Genomic DNA, 23,520 nt, shown 5'->3' on the forward strand with positions numbered 1-23,520 from the left:
CGAGAACCGCCGAGAACCGCTGAGGCGATCGCCGGCGCCCGACGACGGGGCGGGATCCGATGGCTGGAACCAGACCGGCCGGAATCGTGTCTTTGTGCGCGTGGCCGGATGCTCCTGGGACGCCCAGGAACCGCGGGGGTGCCACGATCCCTGGGGGGATGGCGATGAACGCATGGGCGGTACCGGGGTACTGCGAGTCACTCGAACTCGGCTCCGGAGCCAGTGGGCGGGTGGTCTGCGCCGTTCACGAGGAGACCGGTGTGCCGGTCGCCGTGAAGTACCTGAGCGAGTCGCTGCGGACCCGACCGGGCTTCGTGCACGGGTTCCGCGCCGAGGCGCAGTTGCTCGGCGGGCTTCAGAGCCCGTACGTCACCTGCCTCTACGAGTACGTGGAGGCGACGGAGGGCGCCGCCATCGTGATGGAGCTCGTGGACGGGGTCTCCCTGCGGACGCTGCTGACCAGGCGGGGTCCCATGGCACCCGAGGCCGCGCTGACCGTGCTCAAGGGGTCACTGCTCGGCCTGGCCGACGCGCACGGGGTCGGTGTGGTCCACCGGGACTACAAACCGGAGAACGTCCTGGTCACGCCGGAGGGAGTGTCCAAGCTCGTCGACTTCGGCATCGCGGTGGACGCCGGCGTGCGCGCCGGTATCGCCGGGACCCCCGCCTATATGGCTCCGGAGCAGTGGACCGGGGCTCCCGCCTCTTTCGCCGGCGACGTGTATGCGGCCACCGCCACGTTCTTCGAGTGTCTGACGGGCCGCAAGCCCTACACGGGTGACAGCCTGGCCGAGCTGGCGTTGCGGCATGTGGAGGGTCCCGTCCCGGTCGAGGACGTACCCGAGGCGGTGCGTTCGCTGGTGGGCCGGGGGCTGGCCAAGTCGGTGGCGGACCGTCCCACGGACGCGAGGGCGTTCGTCACCGACCTCGAGCAGAGCGCCGCCGCCGGCTACGGGGACGACTGGGAGGAGCGCGGGCGCGGCCTGCTCGCCGCGCTCGTCGCCCTGCTGCTCCGTCCCTCCGTACCCCAGGCGCCCTCCGGGGCCACCGACACGGCCCGTACGGTGCTCAGCCGAGCGCCGAGGACGGGCCGGCTCCACGAGTGGCGGCCCTCGTGGCCCGGGATCGTCGTGTCCGGAGCCGCCCTGCTGGCGGCGGTCCTGCTCTCCCAGGGCATCGGCGGGGGCTCCGCAGCGGACGCCGGGCAGGCGGCCCAGGTCCTGGCCACCTCCAGCGCCGCTCCGGTCTCCGGTGCGAGCCCGCACCCGCCGGACACGGCCACGCCCTCGACCGCGACGGACTCCGCGACGCCCGACACCTTCCCCTCCGCCTCGGGCACCGACGCCTCGGCGTCGCCCACGGCACCGGGTTCCACCACCCCGGCGGACTCCCCCGGGCCCACGGTGAGCACCGGCGCGACGACCACTCCCAGTACCCCATCGGGCTCCCCCACCACCACGGCCGGCACCTCCGCACCGGCCGCACCCGGGGTCAAGGACGTCACCCTGTCCGAGTTCCGGCAGACGGGCCCGGCGACGGCAACGGCGACCGTCACCGTCACCACGGACGGCACCGGCCCGCTCACCATCACCGTCGGCTGGTTCTCGGGCGACACCGGCGGACAGCCCGGCGCGCAGGACGGTGAGCCCACGTCGTACCCGCGCAGCGGCGCCACGCAGTACACGCTCACCGTCGACCACGCCTTCCAGGGCTCCGGCTGCTACTGGACGGTGCAGGCCACGACCGCTCCGACCGCCGCCGACGGCGGGGCGTCACAGCAACTCCTGACCCGGCGGTGCGAGCTCCGATGACCACTCCCGAAGAGCGCCCGCCCGTCTCCCGGGGCGAGGACAGCGACGACTACAGCGCGACCGTACTGGCCAGCCACTGGATCCAGGGACCGGACACCCTCACCGGGGCCACGCTCGTGGACGCGCCCGGAGTGCCCACGCGGCCGGAGGCCCTCGGCCCCACCGTGCTGCGCTTCGGCCCCGGCGTGACCGCCGCTCTGGCGCATCGCCCGCGCCCGGCCCTGTCCGCCCTCCCGACGCCCCCCGCGTCCCCGCCCCGGGGCCGGCGTCTGCGCCGGCATGTCCTGCCCGCGCTCGTCGTGAGCGCCGTGCTGCTGTTCCTCTGGTGGCAGGACCACAGGGCCCCGGGCCTGGCCGTGGACCGGGTCACCGTCAGCTCCGCGGACCGGGCCGTGGGATGCGGCAGGACCGCGGACATCACCGGTGTCGTCCGCACCAACGGGCGCGAGGGCACACTGGCCTACCGCTGGGAGCGCAACGACGGCACGTCCTCCGGCCCGCTGCACACCACCGTCGGCCGGGGACAGCGACTCGCACGGCTGAGTCTTCGGTGGACCTTCCAGGGCCGGGGCCGCTTCCCCGCCACGGCCACGCTGCACATCCTCTCCCCCGCCACCCGTACGGCGACCGTCCGCCTCACCTACACCTGCCGCTGACGGACCCGGCGCCGACGTCACTCGGAGCGATCGCCGACCGACTACGTGGAGTGCTCCTCACCCGGCGAGTCCCGGCAGCGCACGGCGAGGGCCGCGATGTCGTCGTCGAGCCTGCCGCCGCTGTAGCGGAGCAGATCCCGGTGAAGTCTGTCCAGCAGTTCACGGGGCGGCGCCGGGCCGAACCGCCGCATCCACTCCGGCAGCGGGAAGAACCTGCCTCCGCGGTCCCGGGTCTCCGTCACGCCGTCGGTGTAGAGCAGCATCTGGTCGCCCGCGCCGAAGGTGACGTATTCGACGGTGTACTGGTTTCCGAGGAGGTTCCCCAGGTTGAGGGGCGGCGAGGGCACGGCGGAATCGAGGACCCGGACCGCCCCGCGCTCCACGAGCAGCGGCGGTGGGTGCCCGCAGTTGAGGATCCTGACCTGCCCGCCGCCGTACGGGATCTCCACGATCAGCGCGGTCGCGAAGTGCTCCAGCTGATCCGGGGCCAGGGATGCGAGGCTGAAGCGCGCCATACTGGTCTCCAGGCGATGGATGACGCCCCTCAGATCGGGCTGGTCGTACGCGTTCTCCCGGAAGCAGTTGATCACCGCCGAGGCCGCTCCCACCGCTGGGAGTCCCTTGCCGCGCACATCGCCGATGAGCAGCCGTACCCCGTACGGCGTGTCGGCCGCCTCGTAGAAGTCGCCTCCGATCCGGGCCTGTTCCTGGGCCGCCACATACAGCGACTCGATCTCGATGTCCCGGATGCGGCGCGGCAGCGGGCGGAGCAGCACCTTCTGGGCCGCGTCGGCGACGAGCCGGACCTGGAAGAGCATCTCCTCCCGCTCGAGGCGGAGATGGCTGGCGTACGCCGCGGCCAGAGTGACCGCGATGATCGCGGCGGCCGTGTACGGCGTCCCCAGGTCGGAGTAGACGAAGCTGAGCCCGATCATGACCAGCAGACAGAACATGCCCAGCAGGATCGTCGGGACGACGGACCACAGCGCTGCGGCGAGGGCGGGTGCCGCGGGCAGGAGACGGCTGAACGCGATCTCTCTGGGAGTGGCGAATGCCAGGGCGGTGACGAGGACGGTGAGGGCCACCGGTGACAGCAGTACGGCTTCCCGCCGGCCGTCGTAGGGAAGGCGGCGACGCCGGAGCCGTCCTGATCTGATCACAAAATGCATCCTAATGGGATAAATAAGAACCGCATCGCGGTGAAGCGGGCCGCGCCACGGCACGCGACGTCACTCGCGGGCTGGAAGTCGCGGGGTCAGTGCGAGTCGGCCGGGACGGGCGAGAGGCGGTAGGCGTCCTCGTGGGTGATGACGCGGCCGGCGGTGGGTGGCGCGAAGTGGGTGCCCAGGACGAGGGTGTCCGTGTCGGCGACGGTGCCGAGCAGGTCGCGGCGCGAGGCCTCGGACTGTTCGGGGTCGATGTCGACGCAGGCGCCGATGGCGGGGTGGGCGAGCTGGACCGGGTGGTGGATGCAGTCGCCGGTGATCAGAGCCGTCCGTCCACGGCTGGTCAGCTCCAGGGCGACGTGGCCGGGGGTGTGACCGGGGGTGGGAAGCAGGCGCAGCCCCGGGGCGACATCGAGGCCCTCGGCGGGTACGTCGACGAGATCGAGCAGTCCCGCCTGCTCGACCGGGATCACGGAGTCGCGGAACATCTGCCTGCGCGCCTCCTCCATGTCGTACCCCGCCCAGAACTCCCTCTCGGTGCGGGAGGTCAGATAGCGGGCGTCGGGGAAGGTGGGAACCCACTCACCGTTCACCTCCTGGGTGTTCCAGCCGACGTGGTCGGCGTGCAGGTGGGTGAGGAGCACCAGGTCGATCGTGTCCGGGGCGAATCCGGCGGCGGTGAGGCGCTGTAGGTAGTCGGTGTGCAGGTCGTGCCAGGCGGGGTTGGCCCGCTCCTTGCCGTTGCCGATGCCGGTGTCCACCAGGATGCGCAGGCCGCCGAGGATGAACGCGAAACTGTGGCTGTCGAGGCGCAGGGTGCCTTCGTCGTCGGCGAAGTGGGGCCGCAGCCAGTCCTGGCCGGTGACGACGTCCGGCGTGGCGTCGGGCAGCAGCCACGGTCCGGTGGCGGGCGGCAGGAGGACCTCGTCGATGCGGTGGACGACGACGTCGCCCACGGTCCAGGAGGGGACGGCCGTCGGGTCGGTGGCCCGGGGGGTGCTCATGATCAGTCGTTTCCTTGGTCTCGGCGGAACGGGAGGCCGGTGTGTGCGCTGCGGGCCCGGCCGGCCTGTGACACGCCGCTGGGAGGGTCGTGGCGTGGGGCCGGTCACGGCAGGATGGAGTCGACGTATCCGCCGTCCACCCGGAGTGCGCCGCCGGTGGTGGCCGAGGCCTGGTCGGAGCTGAGGTAGACCACCATGTGGGCGATCTCCTCCGGCTCGATCAGCCGCTGGAGGAGCGACTGCGGCCGGTGCTCGCGCATGAAGGCCCGCTGGGCTTCGTCCCAGGGCAGGTCGCGGTCGACGAGCTCGTAGACGAAGTCCTCGACACCCCCTGTGTGGGTGGGGCCGGCGATCACGGAGTTCACCGTGACGCCCGTGCCGGCCGCCTGCTTGGCGAAGCCCCGGCCCACCGCGAGCAGCGCGGTCTTCGACATGCCGTAGTGGATCATCTCGGCGGGGATGACGACCGCCGAGTCACTGGCGATGTACTGGATGCGCCCCCAGCCCCGTTCGGTCATGCCCGGCAGGTACAGGCGGGTGAGCCGTACGGCGGCCAGCACGTTCACCTCGAAGTAGCGCCGCCACTCCTCATCCGTGATCTTCAGGGGGTCCTCGGCGCCGAAGATCCCCAGATTGTTGACGAGGATGTCCACCTCCGGCAGTGCCTCGGCGGCCCGGTCGGCGCCCTCCTCGCTCGTCACGTCCGCCGCGACCGGGACGAAGTCCGCCCCGGGCACCTCCCGTGCCAGTCGGTCGACGCTGTCGTCCACGCGCTGCGGGGTGCGGCCGTTGACGCCCACCCGGGCCCCGGCACGTGCCAGGCCGGCGGCGATCGCCGCGCCGATGCCCTGTGTGGAGCCGGTGACCAGTGCCGTGCGGCCTTTGAGATCGATCTGCATCGTCGCGTCCCTTTCGTGCGGGGTCCCGTACAGGTACCCGCCAGGTACCCGCGTCGACGCCAGACGTAAGGGCACGCGCTCAGCTCGACGCGGGCAGGCCTGTCGCCGGCCGCCGGCCTTCGAGGTTTCGAGCGATCCGCTGTTCGAGCTTCGCGCGGCAACCGGGCCACTCCGCCGCGGTGACCGAAAAGATCGCTGAGTCACGGAGCCGGCCGTCCTCACCGGGCACCCACGACCGGGACCAGTTCCGCAGCACACCCTCGAACCGTGCGCCCGTCCCCGCGATCGCGGCCCGCGAGCGGCTGTTGCGCGCGTCGGTCTTCAGGTCGAGGCGCGCCACCCCCCAGTTCTCGAACGCGTGCCGGAACAGCAAGTACTTGGCTTCACTGTTCACCCCCGAGCCTTGGGCCGAGGCCGCGAGCCAGGTGCACCCGACCTCGATCGCGCAGAGGCCGCCTCCGTCCGGCCACAGCCGCGGATCCCAGTAGGCCGTGGCCCCGACCGCCCGCCCCGACACCCGGTCCACCTGGGCGTACGGAGCGAGTTTCCCGGCCGCGGCACGCGCGAGCTGGGCGTCGATGTACCCGCCGACCTCGGCCGCCGTGGGCACCCAGGTGAACCGGTACGAGCCGCGGTCCTCCTCCGCCGCCACCGCCAGGTCCGCCGCATGACGGTGGTCCAGGGGCTCCAGACGCACGAGCGTGCCGTCCAGGACCGGTCCTTCCAGCGTGAAACTCATCCGGCATGACTCGCGTCGTACGTGGCACACCGGTTGAACATGAGCACCACCGAAGTACGGCGGGGTGAGCCGGTCACCACGGTCCTGACCTGGGAGGTGCGCCCCGGCAAGGAACGGGAGTTCGAGGACTGGACGCACGGGATCACCCACTGCGCCAGACAGTTCCCGGGCAACGAGGGCGTCTCGTGGCTGCGCCCCGAGGAAGGGCACCGCTTCCACGCGGTGCTGCGCTGGTCGGATGCACACCGGCTCACCGCGTGGCTGGAGTCGGACGAGCGTGCGGCGTGGCACGCGCGGATCGAAGGCGTCGCCACGGAGATCGGCAGCGAGCGGCAGTCGACGTCCGGGATGGAGACCTGGTTCAGCTTGCCGGGCACCACCGTGCAGGCACCGCCCCGCTGGAAGATGGTGCTCACCACGTTCCTCGGCGCCTATCCGTTCACGCTGCTGATCCAGGCGCTGGTGACGCCCCGCACGGGCTCCTGGCCCCTGCCGTTGCGGGCCGCCGTGCTCCCGCTGGTGCTGCTGCCGACGCTGACGTACCTGGTGATGCCACGGCTGAGCCGCCTGCTGCGGCGGTGGCTGTACCGACCACCGAACGAGTGATGCGCCGCTGGTGAAGAAGGCCCGCCGCATGAAATCGCGGCGGGCCGGTACGGGCTGCGCCTCACGCGCCGTGCCGGGGAACCCCCGTGACCTCACCCGGCCGGCATCGTCTCCGGCAGGCCGAGCGCGGCGGCCACGTGCCGCCAGATAGAGGTGAGTGCCGTGTCCAGGGTGACGGTGGGATCGCGCAGCATCAGGCGGATGCCGTAGCCGTCGCTGAGGGACAGTACGAGGGTGCTGAGGTCGTCCACGTCGGTCGCGGCGAACTCGCCCGTCGCGATGCCGCGCCGCACCGCACCGGCCACCCATGCGTGCAGTTGCCCGTACAGGTCCACCGCGAAGACGCGGGTCGTCTCGTCGCGCAGCGCCCGTACCCACAGTTCCTGCCACAGCCGCCAGTCCTGGTGCAGTACGGGGTCGGTCGGCAGCAGGTTGCGGACGATGCGGCCGAGGATGACCGCCGCGGGGGCCGTCTCCGCGTCACGGTCGACGTCCACGGCGGTGTTGGCGAACGAGTGGGTCATCGCCTCCGTGAACAGCTTCTCGCGGGTGTCGAAGTGGTAGTGCAGCAGCGCGGTGGACACACCGGCCCGCTCGGCCACCATGCGCATCCGGATCTTCTCGAAGCCGGTCTCGGCGATGACCTCGCACGCCGCGGTCAGGATGCGCTCGCGCGTGTCTGCCGTGCGCACCCTGGTCGACACCCTGCGGCTCCCCTCGTCCGGTGGTCGTACGTCGTGACCATCATCCCTCACGGCCGCTCCGCCGGTACCGCCGCATCGTGTCGCGGCAGTGTGTACGTGTGGAAGCCGCGTCCCGATTTCCGTCCCAGCAGGCCCGCCTCCACCATGCGGGACAGCAAGGGCGGTGGTGAGTACAGCGGCTCGCGGAACTCCGCGTACAGCGACTCGGCGATGGCGTGTGTGGTGTCCAGACCGATCAGGTCCGTCAGGGCCAGCGGGCCGAGGGGGTGCGCGCAGCCGAGGACCATGCCCCGGTCGATGTCCTCGACGGTCGCACTGCCCGACTCCACCATGCGGACGGCCGCCAGCAGGTAGGGGACGAGCAGCGCGTTGACGACGAATCCGGCCCGGTCCCGGGTCCGGACGACCTCCTTGCCGAGCCTGCCGGTCACGAAGGCCTCGACCCGTGCCGTGGTCTCGGCCGAGGTGAGCAGCGACGGGACGAGTTCGACCAGCCGCAGCACCGGTACCGGGTTGAAGAAGTGCACGCCGACGACGCGATCGGGCCGGCCTGTCGCGGTGGCGAGCCGGATGACCGGGATGGACGAGGTGTTGGTCGCGAGGACGGCGCGCTCGTCGGTGACCACGGAGTCGAGGCGGGTGAAGACATCGAGTTTGAGACGTTCGTCCTCCGCCACCGCCTCGATCACCAGGGGACTTTCGTGCAGGGCCTCGATCTGGTCGGTCACCGTGATCAGCGTCGCGGCGGCCGTCCGGCGCTCGGCGCCGAGCCTGCCGTGCGCGGTGGCCCGGTCGAGCGAGCGGATGATGCGCTTCAGGCCCGCCCGGGCCGCCCCGGCGTCGCGTTCCACGACCGTCACCGGCACGTCGGCACGGGCACAGACCTCGGCGATGCCGGCGCCCATCAGGCCGCAGCCGACTATCCCCACGTGCGCGATGTCGGTCATCCGTCTTCCTTCCTCTTCGGGCTGTGCCGGTCCGCCTGGTCCGGTGGATCAGGCGACGGGCAGGTCAAGGACGCCCGTGCCGCGCTTGACGAGTTCGCCTGCGATGATCAGGCGCTGGATCTCAGAGGTGCCCTCCCAGATCCGGTCCACGCGCAGTTCGCGGTAGAGCCGTTCGACGGCGTACGCACGGTCGTAGCCGCGTCCGCCGTGGATCTGCAGGCACCGGTCGATCACCCGGCCCGAGGCCTCGCTCGCGGCGAGCTTGGCGATGGCCGCCTTGGCGTGCAGCGTCTTGCGGTCCTCGGCCGAGGCCTGGTCGACCTCCCAGGCGACCTGGTGGGTGTAGGCGCGGTTGACGGCGATGTCCACGGCGCAGTCGGCCAGCATCCCCTGGATCAGCTGGTAGGACGCGATCGGCGCCCCGAACTGCTCGCGCTCCACGGCCCAGTCGCGGGCCAGCTCCAGTGCCCGCTCGGCCGCGCCGACGGTGCGTGCCGCGATCATCAGGCGCTCCTCGGTGAACCAGGAGCGGGTGATGTCGTACCCCTCGCCGATGCCGCCGAGCACGGCGTCCTCGCCCACCTGCACGTCGGTGAAGGTGAACTCGGGGTGCTCGTAGACGAAGGTGTGCATGAAGCGCGGTACGCGCGTCATCTCGATGCCCGGGGTGTCCTTGTCGACGAGGAACAGGGTGGGTGCGCGCTCCGGGCCCGCCGCGGCCAGCACGATCATGAAGTCGGCGTGGTCGCCGACGGTCACGAACCACTTCTCGCCGTCGAGCACCCAGCCGTGGTCGTTCTTCGTGGCGGTGGTGACCAGGTTCTGCGGGTCCGAACCCGCGCCGGGCTCGGTGACCGCATAGCAGTCCCGTCGCTCGCCCTTGATCACCGGGATCAGGAAGCGTTCGCGCTGCTCGGGGGTGCAGAACCTCAGGGCGTTGGCGGGCCGCCACACCATGTCCCACAGGGCGCCGGTGAGCCGTCCCAGTTCCTCCTGCACGGTGGCCTGCTCGGCGATGGTGAGTCCGGCGCCGCCCCATTCGGCCGGCATGTTGACCGCCTGGAGGCCGGAGTCGAGCACCGCGTCGCGGATCTTGCCGTGGACGTCGGCGGGCAGACCGTTGTCCTCCTCGCACTGGATCTCGTAGGCGGCGATGAAGTCGGTGAGGGCGCGTGCGTCGGCCTTGAGCTGTGCCTGGCGCGGGGTGAGTCGGAAGTCCATGGGTGTCCTCGAGGTCAGGGCGGGTGTGACGGGGGTTCAGTGGGGCAGGGCGAGGGCACGGGTGCCGCGCTTGATCAGCTCGTTGGCGATGATCAGGCGCTGGATCTCGGAGGTGCCCTCCCAGATCCGGTCCACGCGCAGCTCGCGGTACATGCGCTCGACGGGGTAGGTGCGGTCGTAGCCGCGTCCGCCGAAGATCTGCAGACAGCGGTCGGCGACCCGGCCGGCGGCCTCGCTCGCGGCGAGCTTGGCGGTGGAGGCCTTGGCGTGCAGCGTCTTGCGGTCGGTGTGCGGCTGGTCCGCTTCCCAGGCGACCTGGTGGGTGTAGGCACGGTTGACGGCGATGTCCACGGCGCAGTCGGCCAGCATCCCCTGGATCAGCTGGTACGAGGCGATCGGCGCGCCGAACTGCTCACGCTCCACGGCCCAGTCCCGGGCCAGCTCCAGTGCCCGCTCGGCCGCGCCGACGGTGCGTGCCGCGATCATCAGGCGTTCGTCGGTGAACCATTCCTTGGTCAGCTCGTAGCCGTTGCCGACGCCGCCGAGCACGTCCTCGTCGGCCACGAAGACGTCGGTGAAGGTGAACTCGGGGTGCCCGTTGACCGCGGAGTGCATGAAGTGCGGGACCCGCGTCATCTCGACGCCGGGTGCGGCCTTGTCCACGAAGAACAGCGTGGGCAGCCGATCGGGCCCGGCGTCGGCCTGCACCAGCAGGAAGTCGGCGATGTCGCCGCAGGTGACGAACCACTTCTCGCCGTTGAGCAGCCAGCCGCCGTCGGTGCGGGTGGCGGTGGAGGTCCCGGCGGAGGGATCGGATCCCGCACCCGGCTCGGTGACGGCGAACGCGTCGAACCTCTCGGCGCGGATCACGGGCAGCAGGTACTTCTCGCGCTGCCGGTCGTCGCCGTACGCGAGGACGTTGGCAGGACGCCAGGGGATGTCCCACAGGCAGTTGGTGACCTTGCCGAACTCCTCCTCGACGATGACCTGGTCGAGGAGGCTGAGGCCGGCTCCGCCCCATTCGGCGGGCATGTTGATGGCGTAGACGCCGGCGTCCATCGCGGCCCGGGTCAGTTCGGTGACGAGCTGCTGGGGCAGCGGTCCGCCGGCCTGCTCGGACTGGTCCTCGTACCGCATCAGCAGGCGTGCGTAGTCGGCGGCGCGGCGCTTGAGGTCGGCCTGTTCGGGGGTGTAGCGCATGTCCATGGGGCCTCTTCGGTTTCGGTGCGCGAGGGGGTGGATCAGGCGAGTACGGCGCGGGAGTCGAGGGCGAGGACGCCGTCCGGGCGGACGAGCAGCGGGTTGACCTCGATCTCGGCGATCTCGGGATGGGCGGCGGCGAACGCCGTGATCGTCTCGACGGCCGCCGCGGCGGCGGCGATGTCGACGGCCGGCCTGCCGCGCACCCCGTCGAGCAGGGCGGCGGTGCGCAGTCCGCGCAGCAGGCGCAGGGCGCGGTCGGCGGGCACGGGGGCCAGGGCGAAGACGACGTCGCGCAGGGCCTCGGCCAGCACTCCGCCCAGTCCCACCATGGCGACCGGGCCGAAACGGGGGTCCCGGTTGACGCCGACGATCAGCTCGATGCCGTCGGTCAGGTCAGCCATGGACTCCACGGAGTAGGAGGGGGCGCCGAGCCGGGTGTGCATCTCGCGGAAGGCGGCGAGCAGTTCGTCGGGTCCGGCCAGGCCCAGCGCCACCCCACCCGCGTCGGACTTGTGCAGCAGGTGGAGGGCCTTGAGGACGTACGGGCCGCCGAACTCGCCGGCTGCCGCGAGTAGTTCGGCCTCGTCTTGGATCTCGCGGGCGGCGGGGAAGGAGAGTCCGGCAGCTTCCAGGGCCCGGCGGGTCTGGAGGTACCCGGTCTCGCGCAGCGGGGCGTCGGCGCGGGGCAGGGGCGTGACGCCGGTGTGCACGTCGGCGGGAGAGGCGGCGGTGGCGGCGAGGGCTCGGGCGGCGTCCTCGGTGGCGGAGAAGACCGGGATGCCGGCCGCGGCGAGGGTGCGGCAGCTGGGCGACTCGGGGTACATCGACTGCACCACGAGGGGCTTCGCGGTGGCCCGGTGCCGGGCGGCGATGAGGCGCGCGGCCTCCTGCTCCCCGTCCGCGAGCGCCGTACCTCCTCCGCCCAGCCCGCCGTCGGCCGCCGCGTAGCCGCCGAAGTAGCCCGTCATCAGGACGGCGTCGACCTCCTCCGCCGCCAGCAGCGCGGAGACGGTCCCCGCGTACGATCCTGGGTTCTGCTCTCCCATCCCGGCGAGGTCCACCGGATTGGCGACGGCCGACTGCTCCCACAGGGCGTGCCGGAGGTCGTCCTGGGCAGGCCGGCCCAGTTCCGGCACGGTCAGGCCGGCCGCCTCCACCGCGTCGGCGGCGACGACGCCGTGGCCGCCGCCGTCCGTGAGCACCGCGACCCGGCGGCCGGCCGCGCGGCGCGCACCCTGCGACGCGGCGAGGACGACCGTGAGTTCGCGGGGGGTGGCGACCAGCTCCACACCGGCGTCCCGGCACGCCGCGGTCACCACGTCGGCCGAGGTGGTCAGGGCCCCGGTGTGCGACTGGGCGCTGCGCGCGGAGGCGTCACCGCGGCCGCCGGTGAGCAGCACCACGGGCTTGCCGGCGTCGGCGGCCGCCTCGGCGAAGGCGCGTCCGTCGGCGAAGTCCTCCGCGTAGACCGCGATGGCGCGGGTGCCCTCGTGCCGGGCGCAGTCGCCGAGCAGGTCGACGAGGGTGACGTCGGCCTGGTTCCCGAGGGAGACGAAGCGGGAGAAGCCGAGCCCGTGCGGCCGGAAGCGCAGCTGGAGTTCGAGGGCGAGGTTGCCGCTCTGACTGAGGAGGGCGACAGCGCCGGGGCCGAAGGTGTCGGAGGCCAGGAAGAGGTCGGTGGTGTTATCGGCGAGACCGAGGCAGTTGGGCCCGACCATCACGGCGCCCGCGGCGCGTACGCGTTCGGCGACGGCGCGCTGGCGGGCGCGCCCGGTGTCGCCGGTCTCCGCGAAGCCCGCGGTGATCGCGACGACAGCCCGGGCCCCGCAGCGCAGGGCCTCGTCCACGGCGTCCTCGAAGCCCGCGGCGGGCACGGAGACCACCACGAGGTCGACGGGTTCACCGATCGCGCTCAGGCTGGGTGCGGCCGTGCGTCCGAGCACCGTGCCGCCGCGGTGGTTGACCAGGTGGACGGGACGGCGGCCGTTCGCCCGCAGGGCCTGGGAGGCGATGGCGTGGCCGTACTTGGCCGGGTCGTCGCTGGCTCCGACGACGGCGACGGAGACGGGGTCGAAGAGGGCGGACAGGTCGCGTCCCATGTCACTTCACCAGCCGCAGGGCGGAGTTGGGGCAGGCGGCGACGGCGGTCTCGGCGGCGGCCTCGGCGCCGGGCGGCACGTCGGCGGTGCCCACCTGGGCGTAGCCCCAATCGTCGAGGTCGACCAGTTCGGGCGCCGGTTCCCGGCACAGGCCGTAGCCCTGGCAGCGGGTGGAGTCCAGCAGGAGTTTCATGGTGCGGTCCTTTCGGTGCTCGGATTTCTCGTGGGCGGGGCGGGTCAGGGCACCGGCACCGTGAAGCGGCGCCCGTCCTCGGGTGCCGCGTCCGCGCACGCCGGGCAGGCGGCGCCGCCGTGGGCATCGATCCGGTCGGGGAAGTGGGCGAGGAGGGTGACGACGACGCGGGCGGCGGCGTCGAGCAGTCCGCAGGCCCCGCGGCCGGGCAGCTGCCGCGACCAGCGGCGCAGGTTGTCGGTCGTGTCGTGGGCCACCCCGCCCCGCGCGGCGGCGGTGAGGGTCCTGGCCAGCGCGCCGGTGCCGGAGACGCACACCCCGCACTGCCGGGCGCTCTGCGCCGCCAGGTAGGTGACCGCCTCGGCGGCCACGGCGACCGGGCAGTCCCGCGGGTGCAGGAAGTGCAGGGCCCCGCAGCCGAGCGCGCCGCCCGCCGCTTTCAGCCGTTCGTGGTCCAGCGGAAGGTCCGTCCAGCCGTCGCCGTACAGCCCACCGAACAGGCCGCCCAGCAGGACCGCCGCGGCCCTGCCGTGTCCGCCGAGGTCGGCGAGGACCTTCAGGTGTGTCCCGGCGGGCACCTCGGCCAGCGCGGCCACGGAACCGACCGGCCCGGAGACGGTCACCAGATGGGCACCGGCGACGGCGACCGCGGCGTCCGGGCACGCGTGCATCACCGCGATCCGTGCCAGTGTCTCCACGTTGGCGACCAGGGTGGGGGCGCCGCCGACCCCCGCCTCGAAGGGGCGCGGGGGCTTCGCCGTGGGCAGGGCCGGACCGCCGTCGACACGCCGTACCACCGCGGTCTCCTCCCCCGCCACATACGTGTGTTCCGTGCGGACGACCTCGACGGGCAGGTCGGCGGGGTGCTCGGCCAGGGCCCGCCGGACGGCCTGCTCAGCGGGGGCGTCGGAGAGGTAGACGAAGCCGTGTGCGGCGCCGGTCACGGCCGCGGCCAGCCGCAGGCCGTCCAGGACCAGGTGCGGCCGGTGCCGCAGCAGCCACCGGTCCTTGACGGAGCCGGGCTCGCCCTCCTCACCGTTGGCGACGACGACGGGCCGGCCGGGTGCGTCACGGACGGCCCGGAGCTTCACGGCGGCGGGGAAGCCGGCGCCGCCGCGGCCGCGCAGCCCGGCAGCGGCGATCCGGTCGAGCAACCGGTGGCGCGGGCTCAGCGGCGCGTAGCCGCCGGTGGCGAGGTAACGGGCGAGATCCTCGGGGCCGTGGTGCGGCTCGGTACCGAGCACCGGTGACACGAGCAGGCCCGGCTGTCCTTCGGGGAGGAGGGAGAAGAGGCCGGTCATACGGTGCTCCTGGACTCGAAGTGGCCGAAGGGGGCGGGGCGCCGGCTCTCCCGCAGGCGCGCCAGCGCCCGTTCCAGGTCGTGGCGCTGCGGGGCGGTGCGGGCGTAGGCGGCGCCCGGCAGGCCGATCAGCATGCGGTGGTGGTCGAGGACGACCTCGCCGGCGAGCAGTGCCGGCCCGGGGTCGATGGCCGGGTGGGTCGCGGCCTCGACGACCAGGTCGGTGACTTCGCGGAGGTAACGCAGCCAGGCGCGCTGGGTGCCGCGCAGCACCAGCCGCTCGACGCGGCGCCGCTCGGCGGTGACCAGGTCCGCAGGTGGCCGGCCGGCCGCGGGGGTCCGCAGGGCGGCCACCGCGGCGGGCAGTTCCTGTTCGGGCTCCGGCGTGAGGCCGAGCCATACCAGACTTCGGCGAGCGCTCATGCGTGCCTCCGGGGTCGCGTCGTTCCCGGACGGCCGGGGCCGGGGTGGCGCGGCGATGGCAGGGGTGGGTGGTGCTCCGACGCCCGGAGGGGAGGACGGGGCAGGGAGCGTGTGCGCGGTGCAGGCCTCAGGGCCGTGCACGGGGGACGAGAGGTGTCCGGACCAGGGCGAGTGGCGCGGCGAGGGGGCTGTAACCCCCGGCCGTCGACCTGCCACGACACTAACTAACTAATTAGTCAGCCCACAAGTCTTGACTTGCTCGTCCGCCCGTCCCACTCTGACTAACCAATCAGTCAGCCGGAACGCGGGAGGCCCGGCGCGGTAGCGCGCTGCCGGCCCCGCCGTCCTTTCCCGGTACAGCCTCACCGCCCATCGCCGCCGCCGCGGCGCGGAGGAGGACTTCATGAACCCCTCGCCCACACGGGCAGCCGCCCTCTCCCCTGCCCCGCCGGGGCCGCCCCCCGAGCATCCCGGGGAAGCGCTGCCCGCCCGCTTCTACACGGATCCAGCCGTCGCCGAGGCCGAGACCGCCCGCATCTTCGCCAAGTCCTGGCAGCTCGTCTGCCACGAATCCGACCTGTCCGGACCGGGCGCCCGGCTGACCGCGACCGCGGCCGGCCGGGAGGTGCTGGTCGTGCGCACCGAGGACGGCGGCCTCGCCGCCCACCTCAACGTCTGCCGGCATCGCGGCACCCGCCTGGTGACACAACCGGAACCCTCCGGCAAGGCGATCCGCTGCCCGTACCACGGCTGGACCTACAAGCTGGACGGACGGCTGGTCGGCGCCCCCGAGGCACGCCGGATCCCCTGCCTGGACAAGCCCGGGCTGGGACTGCACCCGGTCAACGTGGAGTCCTTCCTGGGCTTCGTCTTCGTCAACCTCGACATGGAGGCGACGCCCCTCGCGGAATCCTGCGCGGGTCTCGCCGAGGCCGTCGGCCGCTACGCCGGGGCGGACCTCGTACCCGTCGGCAGGCACCGCATCCACGACCTGGCGGGCGGCGAGGAGCAGAACGCCAACTGGAAGGTGATCGTCGACAACTACCTGGAGGGCTACCACGTCCCCGTCGCCCACCCCGCGCTCATGCGGCTGCTGGACTACCAGGCGTACACGGCGGACGTGCAGGAGAACTACGTCCTGTTCGAGTCACCCCTGCGCGACAAGCCCTCCTCCAACTGGACGGAGCGGCTCTACCAGCGGCTCGCTGCCCCCATGCCCGGGCTTGCCGAGGCCGACCGGCGCGTGTGGCGGTACGCCGTGATCTACCCGAACACGCTCATCGACTTCTACCCTGACCACGTGCTCGCGTGGACCGCCCTGCCCACCGCCCAGGACCGGGCGGCGATCCCCGGCGCCTTCTACACGAAGCACGGGGAGAGCGTCCGCACCAGGCTGGCCCGCCGGCTCAACATCCACATCGGCTGGGTCACCAACGACGAGGACGCCGAGCTGGTGGAACGCGTACAGGCCGGCCTGAGCACGCCCGGTTTCGAGCCGGGTCCGCTCTCACAGCGCGAGGCCGCCGTCGGCTGGTTCGCCCGCAGGGTCCGGGACGACCTGGAGGGGGCCACGCGGTGAGGTCCTTCCGCGCGCCGTACACCGCATGCCCCCGGGCGGTCTTACCCCTCCCCCGCTGACGCACGCTCGCACCCTCCCCAGACCGGTCCCACCCACGGAGTCAGGGCCTCCGTGAGCCGCACCGCCGGTCCAGCCCTGGAGTTGTGCCGTTCCTCGACGGAGAGGACGTTCCGTGTCCCCCGAGGTACTCCCACCGACCCGACGCGCCGTGCTGCGGGCAGGCGCCTGCGGCCTGTTCGGCGCCGCGGTCGGCGGCTGCGGGTTCCTGCCCGCCAAAACGCCCGACGCGCAGGCGCTCGCGCCCGTCGAAGCGCGTGTCGACGGCGATCTCGTCTACTTCAACTGGGCCGACTATGTCGACCCCTCCGTGTTCAAGGGCTTCGAGAAGGAGTACGGCGTCAAGGTCATCCAGTCGAACTTCGACTCGATGGAGGGCATGGTCGCCAAGCTCAACGCCGGCAACCGCTACGACGTCTTCTTCCCCTCCGCGAAATGGGCCCAGCGCCTTGTCCGCGCCGGCCGGCTGCGCCGCATCGACCACACGCAGCTCCCCAACGCCCACGCCGTGTTCGGGGCCTACGACTACTTCGCCGACCCCTGGTACGACCCCGGCTCCGCGCACACCGTGCCCTTCACCGCGTACAAGACCGGTATCGGCTGGCGCCGCGACCGGATCGGCGAGCTGACCGGTTCCTGGCGGGACCTGTGGAGCGACGAGGTACGCGGGAAGGTGTTCGTGCTGGACGACCGCGACGAGGTCCTCGGCATGGGCGCCCTCGCCCTCGGCCTGGACGTCAGCACCGGCGACCGCCACGACCTCGACCGCGTCACCTCGCTCCTGGGCACCCTGCGGCCCCGGCTGCGCGGCTTCTCCAGCGACAGCTACAACAACCTCCTCAACGGCAACGCCCTCATGACCCAGGCCTGGAGCGGCGACATGGCCGCCATGCTCAACCAGGCCAAGGACCCCTCCGTGTTCGGCTTCGAGGCCCCCAAGGAGGGTTCGCCGATCAACTCCGACTGCTACGCCATCCCCTGGAACGCCCCCCACCCCGGCACCGCGATGCTGTTCATCGACTACATGCTGCGGCCGGAGAACGTGAAGAAGAACATCGAGTACATCGGCTACCCGATGCCGGTGGCCGGCACCGAGAAGACCTACGCCGAGCTGGTCAAACCCTTCCCCCAGTGCCTCGTCACCCAGGACGACCTGAAGGCGGACCTGTTCTTCCGCAACGGCAGCCGCGCGGCGGAGGACGCCCGCGACACCGCCTGGACCCATGTGAAGGCGGGCTGACATGGCACTGCTCCGCCCCTCCTCGCGCACCCTCCGGCGCGGCGCCGACGGCGACCGCATGTGGACCTGGTTCATGCTGCCCGGCACCCTGTGGATGACCGGGTTCCTGATCGCCTCCCTGGTACTGGTCGCCGTCCTCGCCGTCGGCACCACCGACGAGCTGGGCAACCCGCGCTTCGGCTTCGACCTGTCCGGCGTGCGCGCCCTCGCCGACCCGGCCTACACCGAGGTCATGCTCCGCTCCCTCGGCTACGCCCTGCTGACCTGCGTGATCTGCCTGCTGATCGCCTATCCGGTGGCGTACACCATCGCCCTGCACGGCGGACGGTACAAACACGCGCTGATCGCCGCGATCGTGGTCCCGTTCTTCGCCAACTACCTGGTCCGCATGTACGGCTGGTCGGTGGTCCTCTCCGACGACGGACCCCTGCTGCGCGCCCTGCGCGCGGTGGGCCTGGCCGACGGCGACACGAAGATCCTCAACACCGGCGTCGGCGTGGTCGCGGGACTCGTCTACGGCTTCGTCGTCTTCATGATCATTCCGCTGTACGCCGCCCTGGAACGGCTGGACGTCTCCCTCATCGAGGCCGGCCGCGACCTGTACGGCGGCCCCGTCCGCACCTTCTTCTTCGTCACCCTGCCCGCCACCCGGCAGGGCGCGGCGGCCGGGCTCGTCCTGGTCTTCCTGCCCGCCATGGGCGACTTCGTCAGCGCACAGCTCATGGGAGGCCCGGACCAGATCATGATCGGCAATCTCATCCAGGACAAGTTCTTCCAGGGCCAGAACTGGCCGCTGGGCTCCGCGCTCACCATGCTGCTGATGCTGGTGCTGCTGATCGGGATGTTCGGCTATCTGCGGCGCACCCGCAAGGACGAGGCGGAGGCCCGCCGATGACCCTGCTCCGTGAGCCCCCCGCCCCCGCCCGGCCCGTCGTACGGTCCCGCGCCCGACGCGGCCGCGCCGACCGCAGGCCCCGCCTCCTCATCGCCGTCACCGCGGTCTTCTTCGCGCTGCTGTACCTGCCGATCGGCGTCGTCGCCCTGTTCTCCTTCAACTCCGAGAAGTCCCTGACCGTCTTCGGCGGGTTCAGCCTGCGCTGGTACCGCGCCTTCGTCCACGACGACGTCCTGATCTCCTCCCTGATCACCAGCCTGCGGATCTCGCTGGTCGCGATGGCCGGTTCGGTCGTCCTCGGGGTGGCGCTCGCACTCGGCCTGGTCCGCTGCCGCACCCGGCTCGGCTCGCTGGCCGGCCTGATCATGCTGGTGCCGCTGATCACCCCGGAGATCGTCACCGGGGTCGCGTCGATGCTCCTGTTCAAGGGACTGGGCGTGGCCCTGTCGACCGGCACCGTGATGCTCGCCGAGATCACCTTCTCGATCTCCTACGTCACCGTCATCCTGCGCTCCCGGGTCGCCGCGCTGAACCCTGAGGTGGAGGAGGCCGCCATGGACCTCGGCGCCACCCGCTGGCAGGCGGTCCGCCTGGTCACCCTGCCCGCCCTGCTGCCCGCCGTGCTCGCCTCCGCCGTCCTGATCTTCGCGCTCGTCTTCGACGACTTCGTCCTCGCCTACTTCACCACCGGCGTCGACCCCCAGCCGCTGTCGGTGCGGATCTACTCGGCGATCCGCTTCGGCGTGCAGCCCACCATCAACGCCGTCGGCACGCTCATGCTCGCGGGCTCCATCGTCCTGATCGCCGCGGCCCTGTTCATCCCGCGCCTCTTCGGCCGCCGCGGCGGCCTCGACATCCTCTCCGGGGAGTGACCCTCATGGACGCGACCGAAGCGACCCCGGCCGTCCGGCTCGACGGTGTCTCCAGGCAGTTCCAGGACTCCTACGCCGTCCACCGCCTCGACCTCGACATCGAGGCCGGCCACTTCTTCTCGCTGCTGGGGCCGTCCGGCTGCGGCAAGACCACCACGCTGCGCATGATCGGCGGGTTCAGCGACCCGACCGAGGGCTCGGTGCTGCTCGCCGGCGAGGACGTGACCGCGCTGCCGCCGAACCGGCGCAACGTCAACACGGTCTTCCAGAGCTACGCCCTCTTCGACCACCTCAGCGTCGCCGACAACGTGGCCTTCGGCCTCAGACGCAAGGGCGTCGACAAGTCCGAGACCCGTCAGCGGGTCGGCGAGATGCTGGAGCTGGTCCAGCTCGCCGGCCTGGCCGACCGCAAGCCCCGCACCCTCTCGGGCGGCCAGCGGCAGCGCGTCGCACTGGCCCGCGCGCTCGTCAACCGTCCGGCCGTGCTGCTCCTGGACGAGCCGCTGGCCGCCCTCGACCTGAAGCTGCGCCGGCAGATGCAGGTGGAGCTCAAGCAGATCCAGCGCGAGGTCGGCATCACCTTCGTCTTCGTCACCCACGACCAGGACGAGGCGCTGACCATGTCCGACCGGATCGCCGTGATGAACGAGGGCCGCATCGAGCAGTGCGGCACACCGGAGGACGTCTACGAGCACCCCGCCAGCCGGTTCGTGGCCTCCTTCATGGGCACCTCCAACCTGATGACCGGCACCTACCGGGACGGCGAGGTCGCCCTCGACACGGGCCCCGCCCTGCCGGTCGGCCGTCGCGGCGGCATCACGGACGGCACCGCCGTCAGCGTCTCCGTGCGCCCCGAGAAGATCTGGCTTTCCGACTTCGAACCGGGCATGTCGAAGCTCTCGGGGGTGATCCGCGAGACCGTCTACAGCGGCCCGACGACCACCTACCTCATCGAACTCGCCCCCGGCGTCACGCTGTCCGTGCTGGAGCAGAACACGGCCCGCGCACGCATGGAGGACCGCTGGAGCGGCGGCGAGACGGTGGAGTTCGGCTGGCGGCCCGAACACTGCCTGGTCCTGGCCTGATCCCCCTCCTGACGAGATGACGAAAGCGAAACCGATGCATCACGACGTGATCGTGCTCGGCGCCGGGCTGGCCGGCCTCGCCGCCGCCCGGGACCTGTCAGCCGCCGGCACCGACGTGCTCGTCCTGGAAGCCCGGGACCGCGTCGGCGGCCGGGTCGAACAGACCCGGACCCCCGACGGCCGTACCGTCCAGCTGGGCGGCGAGGTCGTCGGCCACGCCCACACCGCCTATCTCCAGCTCGCCAAGGAGCTCGGCCTGGAGCTGGTGCCCAGTTATGTCGCCGAGCCCGGCCGGATCACCCGTGCCACCCCCGAAGGGCTCTCGGCCGGCGATCCACCGCACTGGTTCGGCCCGGGAGACGCGGCCCAGCACGAGCGACTCGGCCGCGAGTTCAGCGACCTCGCCGCCACCGTCGACCCCGACGACCCCTGGTCGCATCCGGAGGCGGACGCCCTGGACCGGCTGTCCGTGGCCGACTGGCTGCGCTCCCGCCACGCCACGCCCGCCGTGGTCCGGCTGTGGGAGGTCGGCCAGCTGGGCCTGGCAGGAGGGTCGTACGAGCGGATCTCGCTGCTCGCCGCGCTGCGCAAGAGCGCGGCGGTGCCTGGTACCGGTGACTACGACTACGACGACTGGGAGGGGCTGCGGCCGGCGGCGGGGTCGGCCACGCTCGCCGAGGTCATGGGCCGCGAGCTGGGCCCGCGGGTCCGCCTCGGCTCGCCCGTCGCCGCGGTCGACGTACGCCCCGGCCGGTGCACGGTACGCCTGGTCACCGGCGAGGTCGTCACCGCGGGGGCCGTGGTGAGCGCCCTGCCGGTGGGACCGCTGCGATCGGTCGCCGTCACGGGTGTCAGCGAGGCCCGCCTGGCCTCCCTGCACCGGCAACGGCATGCGGTGGCCGCGAAGTTCGCCGCCGTCTACGACCGTCCCTTCTGGCGTGCCGACGGCCTGAACGGCCTGTCCGAGACCGAGGGGGTGCTGGGCAGCACCTGGCCGCAGAGCGAGGGCGTGCTGTCGGCGCTGGTCCCGCCCGAGCGGTACGGCGTCCTGCTGGGCACCCCGCCCCACCTGCGCACCCCCGAGCTGCTCGCCGAGATCGCCGGCATGTTCGGCGCCGAGGCGCTGCGGCCGACCGCCTGCCACCTGCGGCTGTGGGGCACCGATCCATGGACCCAGGGCTACGTCACCCAGTGGCCTCCGGGCGAGGTCACGGCGGTCGGCCCCCTGCACGGCACGCACGAACCGCCGTTCTACGTCTGCGGCTCCGACCAGTGGGTCGCCGGATACATGGAAGGCGCCGTCCGCACCGGCCGCGCCGCCGCCGAGGAGGCGCTGCGCCGTGGCTGACACCGCCCGCCCCACGACGGTCCTGAACCACATCGGCGGCAAGGACGTCCCGGCCGCCTCCGGCGCCACCCTGCGCCTGACCGACCCCACGACCGCACTCCCCCACGGGTCGGCCCCGCTCTCCGGTCCCGAGGACGTGGACGCGGCCTGCCGGGCGGCGCAGGAGGCGTTCGAGGGCTGGTCCGTCACGACCCCTGCCGAACGGCAGACCGCCCTGCTGCGGATCGCCGACGCCCTGGAGCGGCAGGCCGACGAGGTGGCGCGCGCGGAGGTCGCCGACACCGGCAAGCCGCGTCCCCTCTTCCTCGCGGACGAGCTGCCCGCGATCGTGGACGTGCTGCGGTACTTCGCCGGAGCCGCCCGGAACCTGCCGGGGGCCGCGGCAGCCGAGTACACGCCGGGCCGCACCTCCGTCCTGCGCCGTGAGCCGGTCGGTGTCTGCGCCCAGATCACCCCGTGGAACTACCCGCTGATGATGGCCGTGTGGAAGGTCGCCCCCGCGCTGGCCGCCGGCAACACCGTCGTCCTGAAACCGTCCGACAGCACGCCGTCCTCCGCCGCACTCCTCGCCCGGCTGGCCGCCGAGCACCTGCCGCCCGGCGTACTCAACGTCGCGTGCGGGGACCGCGGCACCGGGCGGCTGCTCGTCGCCCATCCGCAGGTCCGGCTGGTCGCCGTGACCGGCAGTGTCCGCGCCGGACAGGAGATCGCCGCCGCCGCGGCGGCCGACCTCAAGCGGCTCCATCTCGAACTCGGCGGCAACGCCCCGGTGCTGGTCCACGAGGACGCCGATCTCGGCGACGCGGTCGAGCAGTTGTCGTCGCTGGCGTTCTACAACGCGGGACAGGACTGCACGGCCGCCACCAGGATCCTCGTCCACCGGCGGGTCCATGACGCCTTCCTGGACGCCTTCGCCGACCGGGCCGCCCGACAGGTGGCCGGAGCCCCCGACGACGATCACGCCGACTTCGGCCCACTGGCCGGAGCCGCCCAACTGGCCTCTGTACGAGGTTTGTTGGAGCGTCTGCCGGACCATGCCGAGATCGTCACCGGCGGCAGGGCTCTGGACCGTCCCGGCTACTTCCATCAGGCCACGGTGGTCACCGGAGTGCGGCAGGACGACGAGATCGTACGCAGCGAGGTGTTCGGGCCCGTCGTAACCGTCCAGCCCTTCACCGACGAGTCCGAGGCCTTCCACATGGCGAACGCCGTGCCGCAGGGACTCGCCGCGAGCGTGTGGACCCGCGACCACGACCGGGCCATGCGCGCGAGCCGCGCCCTGCACACCGGCATCGTCTGGGTCAACACCCACGGCACCACGGTGTCGGAGATGCCACACGGCGGCGTACGCCACTCCGGCTACGGCAGCGACCTGTCCCTGACCGGCCTGCTCGACTACACACAGGTCAAGCACGTGATGCTGTGACGGGCACCGCGCGGGCCCGCCTGCAAAGGGCCCGCTGAACCAACCGT

At 72.3% G+C, this 23,520-nt stretch carries 22 protein-coding genes; 10 read left to right on the forward strand and 12 right to left on the reverse strand.

Annotated features, from left to right (window positions below):
- Positions 1-164: 164 nt before the first annotated feature.
- Complete coding sequence (locus ACFY01_RS17815; RefSeq protein WP_390736709.1) at positions 165-1,811, forward strand: protein kinase; 1,647 nt, start codon at positions 165-167, stop codon at positions 1,809-1,811.
- Positions 1,808-2,467: a hypothetical protein gene (locus tag ACFY01_RS17820; protein WP_390736628.1), complete on the forward strand. Its 660-nt coding sequence runs from the start codon at positions 1,808-1,810 to the stop codon at positions 2,465-2,467. Before ACFY01_RS17815 ends, ACFY01_RS17820 begins: the two co-directional genes overlap by 4 nt.
- A gap of 41 nt (positions 2,468-2,508) precedes the next feature.
- On the opposite strand, the gene ACFY01_RS17825 is transcribed toward ACFY01_RS17820, so the two are convergent.
- The 4 genes from ACFY01_RS17825 to ACFY01_RS17840 form a co-directional block, all read right to left on the reverse strand.
- Positions 2,509-3,627, reverse strand: coding sequence for a PP2C family protein-serine/threonine phosphatase (locus ACFY01_RS17825; protein WP_390736629.1), 1,119 nt, complete (start codon positions 3,625-3,627; stop codon positions 2,509-2,511).
- Positions 3,628-3,722: 95 nt separating this feature from the next.
- On the reverse strand, positions 3,723-4,637 hold the full coding sequence (locus ACFY01_RS17830; protein WP_390736630.1) for an MBL fold metallo-hydrolase: 915 nt from the start codon (positions 4,635-4,637) through the stop codon (positions 3,723-3,725).
- A gap of 104 nt (positions 4,638-4,741) precedes the next feature.
- Complete coding sequence (locus tag ACFY01_RS17835; RefSeq protein ID WP_390736631.1) at positions 4,742-5,536, reverse strand: SDR family NAD(P)-dependent oxidoreductase; 795 nt, start codon at positions 5,534-5,536, stop codon at positions 4,742-4,744.
- Between the two features lie 79 nt (positions 5,537-5,615).
- Positions 5,616-6,275: a GNAT family N-acetyltransferase gene (locus ACFY01_RS17840; protein ID WP_390736632.1), complete on the reverse strand. Its 660-nt coding sequence runs from the start codon at positions 6,273-6,275 to the stop codon at positions 5,616-5,618.
- Between the two features lie 39 nt (positions 6,276-6,314).
- Here ACFY01_RS17840 and ACFY01_RS17845 point away from each other — a divergent pair, with 39 nt between their 5' ends.
- Complete coding sequence (locus ACFY01_RS17845) at positions 6,315-6,881, forward strand: antibiotic biosynthesis monooxygenase (protein ID WP_390736633.1); 567 nt, start codon at positions 6,315-6,317, stop codon at positions 6,879-6,881.
- Positions 6,882-6,973: 92 nt separating this feature from the next.
- Here the strand turns inward: ACFY01_RS17845 and ACFY01_RS17850 are convergent, their stop codons facing one another.
- The 8 genes from ACFY01_RS17850 to ACFY01_RS17885 are packed head-to-tail and all read right to left on the reverse strand — an operon-like array spanning position 6,974 to position 14,971.
- Positions 6,974-7,573, reverse strand: coding sequence for a TetR/AcrR family transcriptional regulator (locus tag ACFY01_RS17850; RefSeq protein ID WP_390736634.1), 600 nt, complete (start codon positions 7,571-7,573; stop codon positions 6,974-6,976).
- Between the two features lie 59 nt (positions 7,574-7,632).
- Positions 7,633-8,532 (reverse strand): 3-hydroxybutyryl-CoA dehydrogenase, encoded by a 900-nt coding sequence (locus ACFY01_RS17855; protein WP_390736635.1) that lies wholly within the window; start codon positions 8,530-8,532, stop codon positions 7,633-7,635.
- Positions 8,533-8,580: 48 nt separating this feature from the next.
- Positions 8,581-9,753, reverse strand: coding sequence for an acyl-CoA dehydrogenase family protein (locus ACFY01_RS17860; RefSeq protein ID WP_390736636.1), 1,173 nt, complete (start codon positions 9,751-9,753; stop codon positions 8,581-8,583).
- A gap of 36 nt (positions 9,754-9,789) precedes the next feature.
- Entirely contained in the window at positions 9,790-10,959 is a 1,170-nt protein-coding gene (locus ACFY01_RS17865) for an acyl-CoA dehydrogenase family protein (RefSeq protein ID WP_390736637.1), read from the reverse strand.
- Positions 10,960-10,994: 35 nt separating this feature from the next.
- Positions 10,995-13,055: an acetate--CoA ligase family protein gene (locus tag ACFY01_RS17870; RefSeq protein ID WP_390736638.1), complete on the reverse strand. Its 2,061-nt coding sequence runs from the start codon at positions 13,053-13,055 to the stop codon at positions 10,995-10,997.
- Between the two features lies 1 nt (position 13,056).
- Positions 13,057-13,248, reverse strand: coding sequence for a ferredoxin (locus tag ACFY01_RS17875; RefSeq protein WP_390736639.1), 192 nt, complete (start codon positions 13,246-13,248; stop codon positions 13,057-13,059).
- 44 nt (positions 13,249-13,292) lie between these two features.
- Complete coding sequence (locus tag ACFY01_RS17880) at positions 13,293-14,549, reverse strand: NADH-ubiquinone oxidoreductase-F iron-sulfur binding region domain-containing protein (protein ID WP_390736640.1); 1,257 nt, start codon at positions 14,547-14,549, stop codon at positions 13,293-13,295.
- Entirely contained in the window at positions 14,546-14,971 is a 426-nt protein-coding gene (locus ACFY01_RS17885; RefSeq protein WP_390736641.1) for a hypothetical protein, read from the reverse strand. Before ACFY01_RS17885 ends, ACFY01_RS17880 begins: the two co-directional genes overlap by 4 nt.
- Positions 14,972-15,374: 403 nt before the next feature.
- On the opposite strand from ACFY01_RS17885, the gene ACFY01_RS17890 reads away from it, so the two are divergent.
- From ACFY01_RS17890 to ACFY01_RS17920, 7 genes are all read left to right on the forward strand, one after another.
- Positions 15,375-16,550, forward strand: a complete 1,176-nt coding sequence (locus ACFY01_RS17890; RefSeq protein WP_390736642.1) for an aromatic ring-hydroxylating dioxygenase subunit alpha — start codon at positions 15,375-15,377, stop codon at positions 16,548-16,550.
- Between the two features lie 172 nt (positions 16,551-16,722).
- A complete protein-coding gene (locus tag ACFY01_RS17895; protein ID WP_390736643.1) occupies positions 16,723-17,847 on the forward strand; it encodes a spermidine/putrescine ABC transporter substrate-binding protein in 1,125 nt (374 codons plus the stop codon).
- Between the two features lies 1 nt (position 17,848).
- Entirely contained in the window at positions 17,849-18,742 is an 894-nt protein-coding gene (locus ACFY01_RS17900; protein ID WP_390736644.1) for an ABC transporter permease, read from the forward strand.
- Positions 18,739-19,614 carry an ABC transporter permease gene (locus ACFY01_RS17905; RefSeq protein WP_390736645.1) on the forward strand — a complete coding sequence of 292 codons (876 nt, stop codon included), beginning with the start codon at positions 18,739-18,741 and terminating at the stop codon, positions 19,612-19,614. The genes ACFY01_RS17900 and ACFY01_RS17905 overlap by 4 nt, the downstream gene beginning before the upstream one ends.
- Positions 19,615-19,619: 5 nt before the next feature.
- The gene (locus tag ACFY01_RS17910; protein WP_390736646.1) at positions 19,620-20,699 is read left to right on the forward strand and encodes an ABC transporter ATP-binding protein; all 1,080 of its coding nucleotides are present in this window, start codon (positions 19,620-19,622) and stop codon (positions 20,697-20,699) included.
- 16 nt (positions 20,700-20,715) lie between these two features.
- A complete protein-coding gene (locus tag ACFY01_RS17915) occupies positions 20,716-22,047 on the forward strand; it encodes a flavin monoamine oxidase family protein (protein ID WP_390736647.1) in 1,332 nt (443 codons plus the stop codon).
- Entirely contained in the window at positions 22,040-23,473 is a 1,434-nt protein-coding gene (locus ACFY01_RS17920; RefSeq protein ID WP_390736648.1) for an aminobutyraldehyde dehydrogenase, read from the forward strand. The genes ACFY01_RS17915 and ACFY01_RS17920 overlap by 8 nt, the downstream gene beginning before the upstream one ends.
- Positions 23,474-23,520: the final 47 nt, after the last annotated feature.

The organism is Streptomyces sp. NPDC001480, assembly GCF_042894725.1.
Lineage (GTDB): Bacteria > Actinomycetota > Actinomycetes > Streptomycetales > Streptomycetaceae > Streptomyces.

Excerpts from the sequence above, each read along its gene's own strand:
- ACFY01_RS17815 (WP_390736709.1), top strand. The coding sequence starts at position 165 with ATGAACGCATGGGCGGTACCGGGGTACTGCGAGTCACTCGAACTCGGC.
- ACFY01_RS17820 (WP_390736628.1), top strand. The coding sequence starts at position 1,808 with ATGACCACTCCCGAAGAGCGCCCGCCCGTCTCCCGGGGCGAGGACAGC.
- ACFY01_RS17830 (WP_390736630.1), bottom strand. The coding sequence starts at position 4,637 with ATGAGCACCCCCCGGGCCACCGACCCGACGGCCGTCCCCTCCTGGACC.
- ACFY01_RS17835 (WP_390736631.1), bottom strand. The coding sequence starts at position 5,536 with ATGCAGATCGATCTCAAAGGCCGCACGGCACTGGTCACCGGCTCCACA.
- ACFY01_RS17840 (WP_390736632.1), bottom strand. The coding sequence starts at position 6,275 with ATGAGTTTCACGCTGGAAGGACCGGTCCTGGACGGCACGCTCGTGCGT.
- ACFY01_RS17845 (WP_390736633.1), top strand. The coding sequence starts at position 6,315 with ATGAGCACCACCGAAGTACGGCGGGGTGAGCCGGTCACCACGGTCCTG.
- ACFY01_RS17855 (WP_390736635.1), bottom strand. The coding sequence starts at position 8,532 with ATGACCGACATCGCGCACGTGGGGATAGTCGGCTGCGGCCTGATGGGC.
- ACFY01_RS17860 (WP_390736636.1), bottom strand. The coding sequence starts at position 9,753 with ATGGACTTCCGACTCACCCCGCGCCAGGCACAGCTCAAGGCCGACGCA.
- ACFY01_RS17865 (WP_390736637.1), bottom strand. The coding sequence starts at position 10,959 with ATGGACATGCGCTACACCCCCGAACAGGCCGACCTCAAGCGCCGCGCC.
- ACFY01_RS17870 (WP_390736638.1), bottom strand. The coding sequence starts at position 13,055 with ATGGGACGCGACCTGTCCGCCCTCTTCGACCCCGTCTCCGTCGCCGTC.
- ACFY01_RS17875 (WP_390736639.1), bottom strand. The coding sequence starts at position 13,248 with ATGAAACTCCTGCTGGACTCCACCCGCTGCCAGGGCTACGGCCTGTGC.
- ACFY01_RS17880 (WP_390736640.1), bottom strand. The coding sequence starts at position 14,549 with ATGACCGGCCTCTTCTCCCTCCTCCCCGAAGGACAGCCGGGCCTGCTC.
- ACFY01_RS17885 (WP_390736641.1), bottom strand. The coding sequence starts at position 14,971 with ATGAGCGCTCGCCGAAGTCTGGTATGGCTCGGCCTCACGCCGGAGCCC.
- ACFY01_RS17890 (WP_390736642.1), top strand. The coding sequence starts at position 15,375 with ATGAACCCCTCGCCCACACGGGCAGCCGCCCTCTCCCCTGCCCCGCCG.
- ACFY01_RS17900 (WP_390736644.1), top strand. The coding sequence starts at position 17,849 with ATGGCACTGCTCCGCCCCTCCTCGCGCACCCTCCGGCGCGGCGCCGAC.
- ACFY01_RS17905 (WP_390736645.1), top strand. The coding sequence starts at position 18,739 with ATGACCCTGCTCCGTGAGCCCCCCGCCCCCGCCCGGCCCGTCGTACGG.
- ACFY01_RS17910 (WP_390736646.1), top strand. The coding sequence starts at position 19,620 with ATGGACGCGACCGAAGCGACCCCGGCCGTCCGGCTCGACGGTGTCTCC.
- ACFY01_RS17915 (WP_390736647.1), top strand. The coding sequence starts at position 20,716 with ATGACGAAAGCGAAACCGATGCATCACGACGTGATCGTGCTCGGCGCC.